Origin of the sequence: Paenibacillus maysiensis, from assembly GCF_000520815.1 — a bacterium.
GTDB classification, from domain to species: domain Bacteria; phylum Bacillota; class Bacilli; order Paenibacillales; family Paenibacillaceae; genus Paenibacillus; species Paenibacillus maysiensis.
The window spans coordinates 1-2,340 of sequence record NZ_ASRY01000263.1; the positions used below are offsets into that span (position 1 = coordinate 1).

At 62.0% G+C, this 2,340-nt stretch carries 2 protein-coding genes; both read left to right on the plus strand.

Annotated elements, in window-relative coordinates; all coding sequences use genetic code 11:
- On the plus strand, nt 1-387 hold a 387-nt coding region (locus L696_RS32780; protein WP_425339328.1), incomplete at its 5' end, for a hypothetical protein.
- On the plus strand, nt 368-2,340 hold a 1,973-nt coding region (locus L696_RS28790; RefSeq protein ID WP_425339329.1), incomplete at its 3' end, for a beta-ketoacyl synthase N-terminal-like domain-containing protein. The genes L696_RS32780 and L696_RS28790, both read left to right, overlap by 20 nt.

Consider the following 2,340-nt stretch of genomic DNA (forward strand, 5'->3'; position numbering starts at 1 on the left):
TGCGGCGGCCAACGGATTCTTGGATGCTTATGCTGCCGAGCGCAATCGTCTGGTCGCTCGCGGGCAACGCCAAGGCCGCACGCTTGCGATCGACTGGCCGCTCTGGCAAGACGGCGGAATGCAGGTGGATGCAGAGACGGAGCAATGGATGAGAGAGCATACGGGGATGATCCCGCTGGAGAGCCGGAATGGGATTCGGGCTCTCTATCAGGGCTTGGCCATCGGGTGCGATCAGGTGATGGTGGTGCAAGGCGACCTCGCCCGGATCACGGAGAAGCTGCACCCGCTGTTCCCTGCCCCTGCTGCCCGCCCGGTTCACAGCGTGGCTGGCCATGTGCAAGCGAGAGTGCTGCAGATGGCCTCGGACTTGCTGCAGGTCAGACCTGATGAACTGGATGCCGAGGCCGAGTGGCTGGACTACGGGATCGATGCGTTTCTGATGAATGAGCTGGCCGATCGTCTCGACGAGGAGTTCGGCCTGGATCTGACGCCGAGCACCTTCTCGGAACTGCCGACGATCCAGCAGGTGATCGACCTGCTGACAGGCGAGACCGACAAGCAGGTTTCCGCAGCTCCGATCCCGACTGCCAAGGAAGAGGCGGTTCTGGCGAGCGCAGCGGCCGATTTTTTCAAAAAGCAGCTGTCCTCCGTCCTGGGAGTTCCGGTTGAGAGCATCGAAGCGTCTGCGCCGCTGGAAGTGTACGGCATCGACTCGATCATGGTGATGCAGCTGACCCGTCAATTGGAAAAAACGTTCGGTGTGTTGCCGAAGACGCTGTTCTTCGAGTACCAGAACATTCGCGATCTGACCAGGTACTTTTTGAAAAATCACCGTGCCCATCTGATCGACCTGCTCGGGGTCGAGGAGCGACCGGCAGAGCCTGCATCGGTTTCGGTGGCAGCGCCTGTGCAGAAGGTCGTCGCGCCGGTTCGCGCGGCGGTCAAGGAGCCGACCAAACAGAGCGGCGCGCTCGACATCGCGATCATCGGGCTGTCAGGGCACTACCCGCAGGCGGATGATCTGGAGGCATTCTGGAACAACTTGCGCGAGGGTCGGGACTCGATCACCGAGATTCCAAAGGAGCGCTGGGATCACAGCCCGTATTATGACCCGAATCGCAGCAAGCGTGGCAAGACGTACAGCAAGTGGGGCGGGTTCGTGCGCGATGTCGACAAGTTCGACCCGCTGTTCTTCAACATCGCACCTCGGGAAGCTGAGATCATGGACCCGCAAGAGCGCCTGTTCCTGCAGTCCGTGTATGAGGCGATGGAAGATGCGGGCTACACCCGCGACACGCTCGTGTCAGGCGGGGAATCGGGCGAGGAGCGCAATGTCGGGGTCTACGTCGGGGTGATGTACTCGGAGTATCAGCTCTACGGAGCGGAGGAGACGCTGCGGGGCCGTCCGATGGCCTTGTCGGGCAACCCGTCGTCGATCGCCAACCGCGTGTCCTATTTCTTCAACTTGCATGGCCCGAGCCTTGCGGTCGATACGATGTGCTCCTCGTCGCTCACGGCGATTCATCTGGCCTGCCAGAGTCTGGAGCAAGGCGACTGCGAGCTGGCCGTGGCCGGCGGGGTCAACCTGTCCTTGCATCCGAACAAGTACCTGATGCTCGGCCAAGGCAAGTTCGCGTCGAGCAAAGGGCGCTGTGAGAGCTTTGGTGAAGGGGGCGACGGGTACGTGCCGGGTGAAGGCGTCGGCGCTGTGCTGCTCAAACCGCTCGCCAAGGCGTTGGAGGACGGCGACCAGATCTACGGCGTGATCAAGGGGACGGCGGTCAATCACGGCGGCAAGACCAACGGCTACTCCGTCCCGAATCCGAATCTGCAAGCTCGCGTGATCGGACGCGCGTTCAAAAAGGCCGGCATTCACCCGCACTCCCTCTCTTACTTGGAAGCGCACGGCACGGGAACGGCGCTCGGCGACCCGATCGAGATCGCCGGATTGATGAGAGTCTTCCAAGAAGACACGGCAGACACGCAATTCTGCGCGATCGGATCAGTCAAATCGAACATCGGCCACTGCGAGAGTGCGGCTGGCATCGCGGGCCTGACCAAAGTGCTGCTGCAGATGAAGCATCGCCAGCTGGTGCCGTCTCTGCACGCAGACGTGCTGAACCCGAACATCGACTTTGGTCGGACGCCGTTCGTCGTGCAGCGGGAACTGGCGGAGTGGAAGCGCCCGCTGCTGGAGGTGGACGGCGAGCTTCGCGAGGTTCCGCGCATCGCTGGCATCTCGTCGTTCGGAGCGGGAGGTTCCAATGCGCATCTTGTGATCGAGGAGCATGTGCCGGAGGTAGCACCGCGAGCGGCTACCCGTATCGAGCAGAACCGTCC